This is a genomic window from Nostoc sp. DedQUE05, assembly GCF_034530955.1.
GTDB lineage: Bacteria > Cyanobacteriota > Cyanobacteriia > Cyanobacteriales > Nostocaceae > Nostoc.
In genome coordinates this window covers 1-15,761 of record NZ_JAVRCB010000034.1, presented here as the reverse complement: position 1 = coordinate 15,761, position 15,761 = coordinate 1, and the positions used below count along the sequence as shown (strand labels likewise).

10 protein-coding genes are annotated in these 15,761 nt (G+C 43.4%); 5 read left to right on the top strand and 5 right to left on the bottom strand.

The window, feature by feature from the left end:
• Nucleotides 1-187 precede the first annotated feature (187 nt).
• The 4 genes from RMZ42_RS23275 to RMZ42_RS23260 form a co-directional block, all read right to left on the bottom strand.
• Nucleotides 188-1,096, bottom strand: a complete 909-nt coding sequence (locus RMZ42_RS23275; protein WP_322673643.1) for a hypothetical protein — start codon at nt 1,094-1,096, stop codon at nt 188-190.
• A 59-nt stretch (nt 1,097-1,155) separates the two neighbouring features.
• On the bottom strand, nt 1,156-1,434 hold the full coding sequence (locus RMZ42_RS23270) for a GlsB/YeaQ/YmgE family stress response membrane protein (protein ID WP_322673642.1): 279 nt from the start codon (nt 1,432-1,434) through the stop codon (nt 1,156-1,158).
• A gap of 492 nt (nt 1,435-1,926) precedes the next feature.
• Nucleotides 1,927-2,787, bottom strand: coding sequence for a 16S rRNA (cytidine(1402)-2'-O)-methyltransferase (rsmI, locus tag RMZ42_RS23265; RefSeq protein WP_322673641.1), 861 nt, complete (start codon nt 2,785-2,787; stop codon nt 1,927-1,929).
• Nucleotides 2,788-3,156: 369 nt separating this feature from the next.
• Nucleotides 3,157-5,220: a heavy metal translocating P-type ATPase gene (locus tag RMZ42_RS23260; protein WP_322673640.1), complete on the bottom strand. Its 2,064-nt coding sequence runs from the start codon at nt 5,218-5,220 to the stop codon at nt 3,157-3,159.
• A gap of 153 nt (nt 5,221-5,373) precedes the next feature.
• On the opposite strand from RMZ42_RS23260, the gene RMZ42_RS23255 reads away from it, so the two are divergent.
• From RMZ42_RS23255 to RMZ42_RS23235, 5 genes are all read left to right on the top strand, one after another.
• Nucleotides 5,374-6,480, top strand: coding sequence for a precorrin-8X methylmutase (locus RMZ42_RS23255; protein WP_322673639.1), 1,107 nt, complete (start codon nt 5,374-5,376; stop codon nt 6,478-6,480).
• Between the two features lie 641 nt (nt 6,481-7,121).
• On the top strand, nt 7,122-11,105 hold the full coding sequence (locus RMZ42_RS23250; RefSeq protein ID WP_322673638.1) for a DUF4912 domain-containing protein: 3,984 nt from the start codon (nt 7,122-7,124) through the stop codon (nt 11,103-11,105).
• Between the two features lie 636 nt (nt 11,106-11,741).
• A complete protein-coding gene (locus RMZ42_RS23245; RefSeq protein ID WP_322673637.1) occupies nt 11,742-13,796 on the top strand; it encodes an FAD-dependent oxidoreductase in 2,055 nt (684 codons plus the stop codon).
• Between the two features lie 335 nt (nt 13,797-14,131).
• Nucleotides 14,132-14,458, top strand: coding sequence for an ATP-dependent Clp protease adapter ClpS (gene clpS, locus RMZ42_RS23240; RefSeq protein ID WP_322673636.1), 327 nt, complete (start codon nt 14,132-14,134; stop codon nt 14,456-14,458).
• A 5-nt stretch (nt 14,459-14,463) separates the two neighbouring features.
• Nucleotides 14,464-14,808, top strand: coding sequence for a DUF2103 domain-containing protein (locus RMZ42_RS23235; protein WP_322673635.1), 345 nt, complete (start codon nt 14,464-14,466; stop codon nt 14,806-14,808).
• A gap of 41 nt (nt 14,809-14,849) precedes the next feature.
• Here the strand turns inward: RMZ42_RS23235 and RMZ42_RS23230 are convergent, their stop codons facing one another.
• The gene (locus RMZ42_RS23230) at nt 14,850-15,170 is read right to left on the bottom strand and encodes a hypothetical protein (RefSeq protein ID WP_322673634.1); all 321 of its coding nucleotides are present in this window, start codon (nt 15,168-15,170) and stop codon (nt 14,850-14,852) included.
• Between the last annotated feature and the right edge of the window lie 591 nt (nt 15,171-15,761).

Genomic DNA, 15,761 nt, shown 5'->3' with positions numbered 1-15,761 from the left:
GACATCTATGCCATTATACATCAATCTACACAAACCGTAACCTTAGCGATCGCCAGCAGCATCCATTCCACAACAAAGTCAAGGTTTCAATAGAAGTATATAATTTATAGTACAAAAGTATTTTTAGGAACATGCACGCACAATCATGGCGTGTCGAAAAATCTGTTGATATCAACTTAATATTTAACTAGAAGTTATTAATCACCTGGCGATCGCTTCTAGCTGCATCAAGCTCGGATTGACTATAAATACTAAAATGTTGAACTTTGTTACTCTCTAAAATAGCTCTTGCACCTGCTACATAGATATCAGTGCCTTTTAGTACTAATAAGTAATGGCCAAGAGTCAGATGATGCTCATAATATTTAGTTAGCTCATCAGAAATTCCTAAAGTAGTATATTTATCTTGGGAACTGCTGATATTCACCCCAGAAATATCACCCAGATTGCTTGTATTTTTAACAACTATTGATATTTGACTCATTGGGAAGCCGGCGGTTTTCAATTCAGTAACCGCTGCTTGTGCATCTTGATGTCGGTAAAAAATACCAAGTGCATATTTGTAGCGATTATTTGGGGTCGAGTATGGCTCAAAGACTCCCCATTGTTGAATATCGCGGCGATTAAAAATCCTCTTGGCAAGACGAAGTTCTATGTCTATACCGGTTACTATCACCAAATAGTAACCTTTACAGACAAGATCGCTATAACCCTGTGCTTGTTTTTCAGTAATTCCTAAACTTAGGAACAAACTGGATAAACCACCTGCTAAAGTGGTAGCGATCGCTGTTACTTCCGCTCCGGCTAAGATGACTGGGCCTATACCAGGAATTACCAAGAGGACTAGATCGACTGATAAATCAGCAATATTTCCTAAATAATCACTAGCAACAGCTCCAGCAGCATCTTTTAAGGATGTATTGCCAGTGTTTTCGATGATTCTAACACCAGCAATATCACTTTCTTCTGTATTCCGTGCAATAACAGAAACTTTGTCCATTGGAAAATTAGAAGCTTTTAGTTCCTGAAGTACCAATTGTGCATCGGAATACCCAGCGAAAACTCCTATAGTTCTTCGCTCTTTCTCTAATGTCATTTTATCGGTTTATTGCAGTTAGAAGTGATTCCCAAGATTGTTACCTCAATTTGAGGTAATTACACAGCGCGACGAGTCAGTAAACCCCAAAGGAAAATTAGTATCATTGCACCAATAACAGCAAATAAAATACTTCCTAGAGATAAAGCTCCGGCAGATGCAGCTGCTGCCGAACCACTTCCTAGTAATACTTGACCCAAATAACCACCGAATACGGCTCCAAGGATTCCTAATATAATTGTAGAGATAATACCGCCACCTTGGGTTCCAGGATAAAATAACTTAGCTAACGCACCTGCGATTAAACCCAAAACCAACCAAGCAATAATGTTAGTCATCGAATTTCTCCTTCACTAAAAATCTGCTTTATTTGCATTTGACTATTTCATATTAAAGTTTGCTTCTAAAATTTCCGATCTATCTAAAGAACTAATATCATAAATCTTTAGATATCATTTGAATATTCGCCAAGTCATCTTTGAGGATGAATATACAAATTAGTCACATTCTGTACATTCAACTATTTATATAGTAATCCTATTTGACATCATACAAGATGTAGATAAGGAAGCTAACCGCATTCTATATGAGACACTAGTGTAGCTTGCTTCCCTGTATGGGTAAGCATAGGACTTATTACAGAAGTGGGTTAAAGGGTAACGGTATGGAATTTTACTTTCCCTTTAACATGCACCCCAACCGTAAAGCAAAAGTTACTTTTCAAGAATCTGTAGTATTTCGCAGAGAAGGACAGAAAAGGAAGAAAAAATAAATAAATATAGACATTTAACATCTAGATTTTTAATTTTCCAAAAAGCGATATTAGCCGTTCAAGGCTCAGGACTGGAGACTATAGAAAGAGCTAGTTGATATAGTTGGCGACGGGGAAGGGAAGTAAATTTTGCTAACTGACGGCTAGCTTGCGATCGCGATATTCCTTGACTAATTAACTGTTTCAACTCGGCTATCAATTCTGCTTCTGTCAGTTGGGGCTGACTGGCTGGAATTCCGGCTACAACTAATGTATATTCACCTTGGGGTTCTCGTTGAGTGTAGTAAGCGATCGCTTCGGCAATTGTCCCCCGCCAAAATTCTTCATACAATTTAGTTAACTCCCGTCCTAGCACAATTTGGCGATCGCTTCCCCAAACAAGAGCTAAGTCTTGCAAAGTATCTCGCAAACGGTGCGGCGATTCATAGAAAATCAAAGTGCGAGATTCTGTTTGTAGAGATTCTAAATGTTCTTGTCTCTGTTGGGTTTTCGCTGGGAGAAAGCCTTCAAAGACAAACCGATCTGTTGGTAATCCAGCTGCACTCAAAGCGGTAATTGCTGCACTAGCGCCAGGAATGGGAACTACAGGAATTCCCGCTTCAATACAAGCTTTCACTAGTTCATATCCAGGATCGGAAATACCTGGCATTCCCGCATCGCTCACCAGAGCGATCGCTTTATTATTAACTAAATGCTCTAATAATTCTGGAATACGGCTGGTACGATTGTGTTCGTGGTAACTCACTTGGGGTGTTTTAACTTGAAAATGCTGTAGCAGTTTCCCCGTATGACGCGTGTCTTCCGCAGCAATGATATCCACAGTTTGCAAAATTCGTACCGCCCGAAAGGTGATATCTTCCAGGTTGCCAATTGGTGTGCCGACAACGTAAAGTGTTCCTGGTTTTGGATCGGTTTGCATGAGCAAGAGTTAAGAGTTAACAGTTAGGAGTTAAGAGTTAAGAAGTCAAAATAATAATTTACGTCTAATACGAATTGAGTATTGGTAACACTCCATACTCAAATTTTGTTTTTTGACCCGATGAGAGTTTCTAATATCATGTCCGCCAAATTACCCATAATAAAAGAACCCCACCCCCAACCCCTCCCCGCCTGCGGGGAGGGGAGACAAAGCACAGCTTTGGCGGGGTGGGGTTCTTCGGGTTTAATAAGCAATCAAGCGGACATGATATAATTCATCAATTTCAGTGATTTTGGGTATTTCTGGTCTTTGAAGACGCGATAAATCGCGTCTCTAAAACTGGCTTTTGGGCTTATATTGCGTCCTATCTTATTTCAATAATCTTAGTCCACTGAGGGTAACTAATACTGTGGAACCTTCATGGCCAATGACGCCGATGGGTAGGTTAATATTTCCGAGAAAGTTGCCGACTAAAAGCAACATAATGAAACTCAACGCTACAACTATATTTTGTTTTACTATGGCTTGCGATCGCCTGCCTAAATCTATCGCTACAGCAATTTTTTCTAACCTATCTGCCATCAGTACGATATCTGCGGTTTCTAATGCCACATCACTACCGGATACTCCCATTGCTATACCCACAGATGCTTGCGCTAAAGCTGGCGCATCATTAATGCCATCGCCTACCATTGCCACAGTTTGATATTGTTGCTGTAAACGGCGGATAATATTCAGCTTATCTTCTGGTAGAAGTTGGGCATATACCCGATCGATTCCTACTGCTTTGGCGACACTGTGAGCAGTTTCCTGATTATCGCCGGTTAACATGACAATTTGTTCAACTCCCAATTTCTTCAAGCGGGTAATGGTTACGGCTGCTTCCGCTCTTACTTCATCTGCAAGAGCAATTACACCCATCACCTCTGCTCCCCTCCTCGCTTGCAGGGAGGGGTTGGGGGTGGGGTTCTTCGCTACCCAAACCACAGTTTTACCTTCTTGCTCCCAAGATTGAGCCATTTTTCGCAGTTCTTCAGGTAAATTTGTGACATACTGCTGTACAAAAACAGCATTACCCACAATTATTTGTTGTTCTTGAGCAATTCCCACAATTCCTTGTCCCGGTATGGCTTGCACTTGGATTGCATCAACCAAATCCAAATCGCCCTTCGGGTTCAACAGTTTCGACTCGACGGGAACCGCCTTTCCTTCTCTTCGAGAGGCTGCGCCAACGGAACGCTCCGCGTTCGCGGAGCGTCTCGCAGAGAAGACTCGAACTGTTTCACTAGCCGCTTGTACAATTGCCTTACCGATGGAATGTTCTGAATATGATTCCACACTAGCTGCGGCTTTTAACACATCTTGTTGCGTGTATTCACTAATTGAAAATACTTGGAATACCTGCACCTGTCCTGTTGTCAGAGTACCAGTTTTATCAAATGCGATCGCTCGGACTTTGCCAATCTTCTCCAACTGCGCCCCATTTTTAAACAAAATTCCCTGTCTTGCACCATTGGCGATTCCTGAAAGCAGGGTAGGCATAATTGCAGCCATCAGCGCGCAGGGAGAAGCTACCACAAGGAAAGTAAGCGCCCGATAAATTGTTGTTTCCCAATCCCATCCCCAAAGAAATGGCGGTAAAGTTGCCAGTAATATTCCGGCTACTACAATGACTTTGGCATATCCTTTTTCAAAGCGATCGATAAACTCTTGCGAAGGAGGTGCTTCTGTCTTTGCTTGTTCTACTAAACGAATTACACGCTGGATTAAACTGCTTTGGGCTGGTTTGTGTACCTTAATCTGCAATGCACCATAGCCGTTGAGCGTGCCGGCAAATACTTCTGCGCCCACTGTTTTCTCTACAGGTAAAGACTCGCCTGTAATTGCAGCTTGATTGAGGGTACTGTAACCAGATAAAATTATCCCATCAGTAGGAATTAGCTCTCCAGGTTTGACAACAATCTCATCACCCACCTTTAACTGACCGATCGGAATTTCTTCTTCTCTTCCCTGAAGTAAAACCCTTGCTGTATCTGGTGTTAAACTCATCAAACTGCGGATACTCCGCTCAGTTCGCTGCATTGCATAGCCTTCTAATGCGCCACTGATAGCAAAGATCAAAATCAAAATTGCCCCATCAATAATTAGATGATATTCTCTTCGCCATAAGCCAAGACTAGCAGCACCTATGGCGGCGACAATCATCAGCAAATCTACATCGAGTTCTTTTTCTTTGAAGAGGGTAGTCAATCCTTCCCGCGCACTTTCATAACCGCCAATTATATAAGCGGCGGGTAGTAGCAGGAACGCCAATCCCAACCAACCGAGATGCAAGGCGAACCATCCGAGAAATAATAGAAATCCACACAAAAGGGCGGCTACGGTATCTGCGTGTTCTCTGGTGAATTGGCCCAAACGTTGGGGGTAGAACATGAGAGGTGATATTAATAAGGACTCTCTCACGCTAAACCTTGACATTGATGTTAATGTCAAGCTTGATAATGATTTTGAAACGCAAAGGGTCGCTGAGGGAAGCGCAGAGGTACGCAGAGTAAATCTTTATCTTTGTTGTTTTGGAGTAAATTTATGAATGCTGGTTGCTTAACTATTAAGGAACTTACGGAAGCGGTTGGTGGAGGTTTAACTCCGCGGATGGTGCGCCATTACCATCAGTTGGGACTGCTACCGCAACCAGTGCGATCGCCAAGCAATTACCGTCTCTATACCAAAAAAGATGTTCTCCGGTTGCAACGGATTGTCGCACTCAAACAGCAGGGGTTTCAGCTAAACCATATTCGCAATATTTTGGAAGTGGAACCAGAAGCCGACACAACGGTTAACCTCATGGGACAACTTCAGCAGCAATATCGCGCGGTGATGCAACAAATTTCTCAACTGCGACAAACTGCATCAGCATTAGAAGGATTATTGGGGCGCGATCGCCATTGTCAAATTATCCAGGCGGAAGTTTTGGCGCAACTGAAGTTACTCGATGTTGAAACTCAAGCTGGATTGGGAGGATTGGAAAATCTCTGGAGTGGTTTGGATGCCGAAATTCATACCCACTCGGAAGCTTTTACTGAATCGCTACAACGCTTACTACCTGATTTGTCTCACCGTTCGGAAATTGAACAGCATTTAATTTCTCAGTTGGTTTTGGCTTGTGGCGATGTCAGTTTAGTATCCTTTGTGAAATTGAGTCGAGAGGCGATCGCAGCTAGTCGAGAAGCTTTATCTGCAAGTTGTGAAATTGTTGTCGATACTCAAACGGTTGCTGCTGCTTTAGATCAAACCCGATTACTTCACTTGGGATGCCGCACCGAAACCTTGATTGATAACCCCCATATTACCACCGCCACTGAAGCAGAACTCGCCTTTTGGCAGCATCGAGAATGGCGAACAAAATTGCAGCAAGTAAGTCAGGGTTGTGTGTTGATAGTTGGTTATGCTCCCTCAGTACTTCTGGAAGCTTGTGAGGCGATAGCTAACCAAAAAATTCAGCCTGCATTAGTAATTGGAATGCCCATTGGCTTTAGTCATGCTCCCGCAGCCAAGCGACAACTGATGCAACAAGGGATACCTTATATTACAGTTGAAGGCACTTTGGGAGGTGGCGCATTAGCTGCGACTGCCCTAAATGCTTTGGTGGAGTCACTAATAGATAAGCCAGATTGTCATTGTTATCTCAAATAAGTGCTGAACAATAAGTATTCATTTAAGACAGTCTCAATGAAACGAGTTTCAAAAGCCTTGCATGAAAAAGCACTCAACACTTAGCATACAGAACTCATAACTCAGCACTCATAACTCATAACTCATAACTCAGACTCAGCACTACTGAAAATAATATTGTTAAATAATATTGAATTTGCTACACTTTACCAGTTTTAGTAATTCAATAATTCATAATCGCGGTCATAAACTACCAACTTGTGTATGAGAGGATGTTTGAAAAGTCATGATTGATGTATTAAATATTTTTTACCCCACCCTAACCCTCCCCTTGTAAAGGGGAGGGAACTGGATTTTTGGTTTCCCCCAATGTATCGGGGGGATTAAGGGGGGTAATTTTAATCACAGCCAACCACTTTTCAAACAACCTCTAAGTTGCAATATAACTTAGAAGAATTTATAGTAAACAGACTTTGGCAATTAGAGTATAAATTATCATGCTATCCAAGCTAGAGCGAAGTATAAATCAGCATAAGTGCTTTGAAGTAATTAGAACTAAAGATAACTCAGATGTATAATTAGCCCGTCTCCTCCATAATCTTTATAAAGATCGCGATTTAGGACTGGCAGGCTTTCTATTTTTTACTTTAATTAAGGGGCTTATGTGGCAACAAGAAAAAAAAGATACTTCGATAGTCAGACTGTTATTATGGGTTGCCTTAGCTACAACCCCGATGGCAGCATCTCTGGTGGTATCAGCTCCGATGCTGGCACAATCTACACCTGAAGCTACCTCTTCGCCACTGCCACAAACAGTGCAGAATGAACCGATAGTGCGGATTGACGGTTCCAGTAGCTTGAGTGCAATCAACCAAAGCCTGAAAGAAAGTTTTGAAAAACAGTTTGTCGGTAAAAAGGTTGAAGTTGCTGCTAACGGCACTGAGAAAGCGCTGAAAGATTTGCTAGATGGCAAAATCGATATAGTCGCGATGGGGCGCGGGTTAACGCCAGCAGAAAAAGCTCAAGGACTAGAACAAGTTCGTTTGCAGCGTGAGAAGATTGCGATCGTGGTTGGTGCAGAGAATCCTTTTAAAGGAAGCTTGACTAATAGGCAATTTGCTCGGATTTTTCGGGGACAAATTACAAATTGGTCACAACTAGGAGGGCCTTCAGCCAAGATTCGATTCATCGATCGCCCAAACACGAGTGAAACTCGCAATACTTTTCGTACTTATCCAGCCTTCAAAACTGCTGAATTTGCTACAGGGGCTAATGCTACCCAAGTAAGTGACGATAATACCGCAGAAATCATCAAACAACTGGGCAAAGACGGTATCAGCTATGTGTTAGCTAATCAGGTATCGAAGTTGAAAGATGTGCGAGTTCTGCAATTACATCAAGCCTTGCCAGCTGATGCGAGATATCCCTTCTCACAACCTTTAGTTTACGTTTACAAAAAAGATCAGAGTTTAACCACAGTAGATTTTCTTGGCTTTACCCTAGCACCCGCAGGACAGCAGGCTATAGAAAAAGGTAGAACTGCCGAAGCCGAGGCGATCGCAGCCAGCGTCTTACAACCTGTTGCAGCTGCTCCAGGTGTCCAAACGACACCAGCGCCTACACCTTCCCCTAGTGCCACTAGTTCTGCATTTGGCGAACAGCCCTTTGTGGCTGCACCTACACAAAGCGCTCCAATTGTAAATAAAGAAACACCATTGTGGTTGCTGCTACCTGTCTTTTTTATAACTGTAGGTGGCTCTGTACTATGGTGGATTCTCAAAAAACCCCCATTGCCCCCTGAGGAAACAGACAATTTACCAGAATCAAATCCTCATCCACCCAATGGAGAAACGGCGGCGCTCGATCCCAGCACAGTTTCCTCCCTGAATGGAACGACGCTGGAGGAACAAGCAGTACCGGACTTTCAAGAGCAAGAAAACCCCGATCGCACTCCTTTCAACATCTACGCTCAAACACAATCCGATCTGGATCAAAATGCTACTCAGCAGACAGCAAATTTAGTCCAAGAGACAAGTAATGGTACTTCTAACCTCTATGAAGGTGCGACATCGAGCGTAGCGAATGGCTCAGAAAATAACAATTTGGGAGCCGCAGCTTTAGGTGGTGCGGCTATAGCAACAGGTATCGGGGCGGCTACCTGGTCTACCTTTAACAACAAAGAAAGAGAACCAAATGCAACTGATGAGACATCCGAACTAAATAATTATACGGAGACATACACTCCTGAGTCTGATGAAATTGCATGGGATATCGAAGCTCCGGCGGCTGTAGTAAATACTTCATATCCTTACCCAGGTAATATTCCAGAAGAGTTGTCTGATGTGGAACTGCCTTCATCTGAGGTGACAGCCCCACTCCCGGAATTACCAGATGTGCCACAAGCATCATCTGATTTTGGATACTGGGACACAGCAATTAGTGAAGATCGGGCAGACGAGGAACTTCAGGCAGAATTGAATTGGCTAGAGAGTATCACCTCAACTGAGGATACAGCCTCAGTTGATGAATTGCCTTTAGTGGAATCTGACGAAACGACAGCCGATGTGGAAGCATCAGAGACAGATACATCCTCACTGCTCGATTTACCGGAATTTCCAGAAGATGTATTGAGTAAAGATGCATTGAATGTGGTAGCGGACGCAGCCGAACCCACTTTAAGTTGGCCAGAGTCAGAACTTCCTGCCGAGCCGACTGTTGAAGAAGCTAACTCCACAGATTTGGGCGCAGCCGCAGCTTTAGCAGCAGGCGCGGGAGTTGGCGCTTGGGCTAGCACTTTCGGAGCGGATACTCCAAATGAGACGATCGCAGCCGAAACAGCTAGTGGTTTGATTGATGCTGATGAAGAAAGTAGTATTGTGCTCACACCGCATACTTATACATCGGCTCATGTCTCTTGGGAGATTTCCCCAGCCAAGAAAGCAGAACTGTGGCAACAAGGCGGTACTCAATTGGCAGTGCGGCTGTATGATGTGACTGGCATTGATTTGAGTTATCAAACTCCGCAGCTGGTGAAGCAGTATGAATGTGCAGAGACAGCACACGATCGCGTTGTCGAAATTCCCCAGAGCGATCGCGACTACATCGCTGAAATTGGCTATCTCGCTTATGGCGAACACTGGTTACTCATCGCCCGTTCTGCAATTGTTCGTGTCTTCAGTCCTGTGAATCCAGAACCCATAGTTGATGATGTGGCAATGGCAGGCGAAACAGCTATTGGTTTGGCAGATACTCAAGAAGAAAGCAGTATTGTCCTCACACCAGATACTGATGGATCGGCTCATGTCGCTTGGAAGATTCCTGAAGCCAAGAAAGCAGCCCTGCGGCAACAAGGCGGCTCTCAATTAATCGTGCGACTGTATGATGTAACTGGCATTGACTTGAGTTATCAAACTCCGCAGCTGGTAAAGCTGTATGAATCTGAAGAAACAGAAAACGACGGATTGGTGGACATTCCCCAGAGCGATCGCGACTACATAGCTGAAATTGGCTATCTTGCTGATGGCGATCGCTGGTTATTCATCGCCCGTTCTGCGATCCTTCATGTCTTCGGCCCTGTGAATCCAGATCCCGTAGTTGATGATGTCGCAATTGCGGATAAAACAGATGTTGATTTGGTAGATACTCAAGAAGAAAGCAGTATTGTCCTCACACCCCGCACTTTCCAATGGGCTGAAGTCTCTTGGGAGATTTCCGAAGCCAAAAAAGCAGCACTGCAACAACAGGGCGGCTCTCAATTGGTAGTGCGGCTATATGATGTGACTGGCATTGATTTGAGTTATCAAACTCCGCACCTGTTACAGCAGTATGAATGTGAAGAGACAGCACACGATCGCTTTGTAGAAATTCCCATCAGCGATCGCGATTACATAGCTGAAATTGGCTATGTCGCTGATGGCGATCGCTGGTTATTCATTGCCCGTTCTGCGATCGTTCGTGTCTTTAGTCCAGTGCCTACAGAGCCGACAACAGATTCCACTGTTGAAAATGTTGTACCATTAGTCAGCGAAACCGCTATTGGCTGGGCAAATGTAGAAGCAGAAACTACCCCAGAAGAAAGTAGTATTGTCCTCACACCCCGCACTCCCAAGTGGGCTTATGTCTCTTGGCACATCTCCAAAGCTCAGTCTGAAGCACTACAACAACAGGGCGGTTCTCAATTAGCAGTGCGGCTCTATGATGTGACTGGCATTGACTTGAGTTATCAAAGTCCCCAACTTGTCCAGCAGTATGAATCTGAAGAAGTAGCACGCGATCGCTTTGTGGCGATTCCCGTCAGCGATCGCGATTACATGGTTGAAATTGGCTATATTGCTGATGGCGATGCCTACGGCGGTGAACTACGTTGGTTACTCATCGCCCGTTCCGCTAACGTCCGGGTTTTCAGTCGTCCCCACGGAGATTTTTGGTTCGTGGCTGATGCTGAGTTAATTATTCACGGAGCAACTCAACCAAATACCAACGTAAACATTGGCGGTCATGCCATCAAAATCAAACCCGATGGTACTTTCCACCTACGTCTTCCCTTTTCAGATGGTTTAATGGACTATCTCATAACGGTAGCTGCTGATGGGGAATCCACAAGAACTATTCATAAGAAGTTCTCTCAGGAAACTTCCGAAAGCTAATAAGCTAAACCACATCTAGTTTGCATAATCTGAAATTGTACATTTATTGTGGGGTGGGCGTCTCGCCCGCCCAATATATGCAAGTTAAATGTGGAACAGCTTATTACCTTGAGTTATCTCCTCTAACCCGAATGGCACTAACAAAAGCCCAAAAGCTTATGTCGTCTTGTTCCCTGCCTAGAGGCTTGAGAATGTATCTAAAGTGGGCTTCTGCCTCTTGTCAAGCTACTGGAGGCAAAGCCTCACAGAATGGGTTAAGAGCCTAGAGGCTCTTAACCAGTTAGAGCAAGGGCTGTATATTTATTAGTGCCATTCTCCTCTAAACCAATTCTCCCTTTTCAGGGGTGTAGGAAGGGGGGATTTTATTATGCCAACTTTCGTTTTCATCCCTGTTAGGGGAAATGATTATAATACGATTCGATTAAGGTTTTTTGATGAAAATTATAGATCGCAAAAATGTGATAAATCATCACAAAGACACGATTCATCGCGTATTGTAGAGACGGCGATTCATCGCGTCTGTATATCAAAACGGCGATTCATCGCGTCTTTTGCTCTAGAAAAATTTCTTGAGCTAGACATTTCCTAAATGCTAACGTCTACAGGTGACACAGGATTTGGAGCGTTTTTTTAACTATGAAACATAGACATAAAGTAGCTTTTAGCTTAACATCGCTGATTGGTCTTAATTTAATCTCTAGTTTAGTTGTATTTGATGAGGCGATGGCTGCGCCAACGTCTTCGACGAACGCCACACCACCCAGAACGCCAGACAAAAGTGTAAATTGCGAGATTTTAGTTGTGGGTGGTGGACTTTCTGGTGTCGCCACAGCTTATGAGGGTTTGCTAGCAGGGCGAACAGTTTGTCTGACGGAAATTACAGACTGGCTGGGAGGGCAAATTTCTGCTCAAGGAACATCTGCGTTAGACGAACGCCCAACTCAACGAGCTTTGAAATTCTATTCTCGCGGCTATCTGGAATTACGAAATCGGATTGGACGTAAATACGGTAAGCTTAACCCAGGTGACTGCTGGGTAAGTGAATCGTGTTTTCTTCCGCATGATGCTCACGCCATTTTGACCCAGATGCTTAAAGATGCGGAAAAGCAGGGCAAAGGGAAATTGCAATGGTTTCCCAACACAGTAATTAAGGATTTGGAAATCGCTGCTGATGGCAAAATAATTAATAGTGCGATCGCAATTCAACATCAACCACCAAAAGGCGCACCACCTCTCAATACTTTTACGTTATCTCAAAGCATTGAAGATGCTTATCGCTACGAAAACTCGTCTCGGTTTACCAAAACGATTGTCCGTTTCATCCCCAAAGCAACGAAAGAGGATGCTTCTAAATGGTATGTCGTAGACGCTAGCGAAACAGGAGAAATTATCGCTCTTGCTGATGTTCCTTACCGATTAGGCATTGATGCCCGTTCTTACCTAGAACCTTCTGCTTCCAGCGCTAATAACGACCCCTATTGCCCTCAAGGTTTTACCTACACCTTTGCAATGGAGTCCACCAAGGAACCGCAACCGCAGACAATGCCTGCATTTTATCCCCAATATGCGCCATATTTCAGCTATGAATTAACGCGATTGGCTAGCTTTGATTTAGTTTTTACCTATCGTCGCATCTGGAGTCCAAATAAAGGGAAACCAGCAAAATTCGGCGGTGTAAGTTTTGATGCTCCTACACCAGGGGATATCTCGATGCAAAACTGGACTTGGGGTAATGACTACCGCCCCGGAACAGCCCAAGATAACCTAATTTATACCCGCCAACAATTACAAAGTACTGGACAGTTAGAACCAGGGGGTTGGATGGGAGGACTGCGGACAGAAACTCTCCGCAAGGCTGAGGAAAATGCTTTATCTTTTTATTACTGGCTGGTAGCTGGGACTACAGATTCTCAACTAGGGGATGGTGTCAAGAAGCCGCAAACTAATAACCGCTTTGTTTCCGGTTTAAATTCACCAATGGGGACAGCGCATGGTTTATCAAAATATCCCTATATGCGAGAAGGACGGCGGATTATTGGCCGCCCCAGTTGGGGACAAGCCGAAGGCTTTGGGATTGGAGAAATTGATATTTCCCGCCGAGATTATAACGATGAGTATTACTCAAAGACTCTGCCAGCAGATATGTATCGTCGGCTACGAGCAGCAGTTGCAGGTTTAGAAGCAATATCAGTAATTGACGGTAAAATTCCACCAGACAAAGCAATGCGACGGACTCGTTCTACCATTTTCCCCGATGCTGTGGGTATTGGTCACTACGCCATAGATTTCCATCCTTGCATGGTGAATAGTCCCGCAGAAGCCCCTGGAAACACAGAACGTCCCGGCGAAAGACGTGGCGCAGGTCAAGCTTACCCCTTCCAAATTGCTTTGAGGGCAATGATTCCCCAGAAAATTGATAATTTGCTCGTAGGTGGCAAAAGTATTGCAACTAGTCATATTGCTGCTGCTGCCTATCGAGTACACTCATTTGAATGGTCGGCCGGCGCAGCTGCGGGAACTGTAGCTAGTTTTGCACTCAAAAATGCGATCGCACCTTACCAACTAGTTGATGATTTACCTAAACAAGAGCCACAACTAGAAGCACTCAAACGGCTTTTGCAACAAAATGGCAATCCTACAGCCTTCCCAGATACATCTATTTTTAACGAAAACTGGGATAATTGGAAATAGATTGTCATTGGTCATTTGTCATTGGGCATTGGGCATTGGGCATTGGGCATTGGTCATTGGTCATTTGTCATTGGTCATTTGTCATTGGTCATTGGTCATATCAAGTCCGGTTAATTACTCATTACCGAATCTGTGCAAAACAAAAGCCTCTTCCCCCAGCAAGAACTGCGGTATAAATGATAAGTCCTTAGCCGGACACGATATCATTGGTCATTGATTAAAGACAAAGGACAAATGACAAATGACAACGGACAAATGACAACAGACTACTAAACAATGAACTAAACTAATTACTTGTAGTGTAGTTTTGTAAAATTATCTTGACCAATTGTTTTATGGTTATGACACTTTCAGCAGATGTTTACGGGATGTCCACAGCACCAACTATAGCTCCTGAACGGTCTAATCAAGTTATCCGTAAGACTTATCCAAATTACAAAGTGATTGTATTAAACGATGATTTTAATACATTCCAACATGTGTCTGAATGTTTGATGAAATATATTCCGGGAATGACTGGCGATCGCGCGTGGGATCTGACTAATCAGGTACACTATGAAGGTCAAGCGATCGTCTGGGTCGGGCCCCAAGAACCTGCGGAACTCTATCACCAGCAACTGCGCCGAGCAGGTTTGACAATGGCACCTCTAGAAGCAGCTTAATTATTATGGGCAAACCCTCCGTAGATCCCCTGCGCACGGCTTCTCTACGAGACGCTACGCGAACACAAAAAGCTGCCAGACTGGTATGGAATCACTCAACACACCTTTCTGGTCTTATCCCCATTTTAGAACGTCTTTGTCAGCAGGATGGTATCCAAACTGTGACGCCGGGAGTGATTGGACGATCGAAGGGTCACAGTCCAAAAATGCAACTACGCATCTCAGTACCTATTCGCGGCGGCTATAAAGTCATTGCGCGGCAGGGGAAAACGGTACAAGAGGTGTTTATTTTAACAACTTTGTCCCAAGATCAACTAGAAGCTGCATTAGCGATCGCTATGAGATGTTAATCATACCCAATGCCCCATGCCCCATGCCCCATACCCAATAACTATTCCTCAACTCGATGTACTGCAAATTTGTGTAGTGGTAGACTAACAATACAAGAAAAAGTTAAGAAATATGACAGAGCCGTAGTTATTTTCAAAGTCATGACTACAGATTCCCAGCCAGGTAAAACTATTTTTTCGATGCCAAAAGCTACACAGTAAACTAGCCAGTAACTAAAGCTCATTCTAAACAGAATTCGCTCTGTTTCTTCCATCTCATTTGTTTGCTGCTTACCATCCCACAGTAACAACAGTCCAATAATGCAAGCGACAAAGGAAACAGCAACTACAGATTCGTGACAAAATATATTTAACGAATGCATTTGTGTTTATTCCTACATTTTTTCAATTGAAACTCAGTCTAAAGGAATATTCCTTGCAGATATACAAATTATTTACAAACCTCAATAGAATAAAAACTGCTGAGTGAAAAATCTAACTTGCAACTCAGCACTCGTAACTCGATTAACCTGCAACCCTAGTTGCCAAAATTGAAGCATTTGCAACAATTGCTCTTTCATGTATAAGAAAGGTTTAAGTCTTTCTAAGAAATATATAAGCAATTGCTGGAAAGGTTTAATACTTTGCAACAATCGTTCCTTCATATATAAGAAAGGTTTAAGTATTTCCAAGAAATATATAAGCAATTTCTGGAAAGGTTTAATACTTTGCAACAATTATTCCTCCATATATAAGAAAGGTTTAAATGATTGCAGCAATTGTTGTAATTAACTTATAAATTAATCTTACTTAAAAAATCAATCAAAATCTTTTAAGTAAAATTAACTGCCCTCATCCCCCAACCCCTTCTCTCGTTCCCAGTCTCCGACTGGGAACGAGGAAAATTACCCCACCCTAACCCTCCCCTTATAAAGGGGAGGGAACTAGATTTTCTTGTTTCCCCCCTTGTAAAG